Here is a 298-nt window from a genome sequence, read left to right as displayed (position 1 = left end):
CTATGTGATGCGGAAATTGAGTTTAGTTTAGGCTTGGACAAGAGTCATTAACTGTTTAGGAAGTGTGCCGACAGAACCATCCCCATAGTCCCTGTCACGAGATTGTCACGAAAAAAGTCAAATTTTGTAGAATCTACATACTATAGTACGTGGTATAAAATACCTATTTATTATTTAATTAATACGAGGGACAAACACGATTTTTACCACAGCAATGAATCTCAATTGAGCAAATAAGGAAAAGAATCTTACATGCTAAGTGAGCAATTTACCCGCACGCTGCCAAGGTAGTCAGGGA

The organism is Neobacillus drentensis, from assembly GCF_036966985.1.
Classification (GTDB): Bacteria; Bacillota; Bacilli; order Bacillales; family Cytobacillaceae; genus Neobacillus; species Neobacillus drentensis_E.
Note: the sequence above shows the minus strand (reverse complement) of the source record.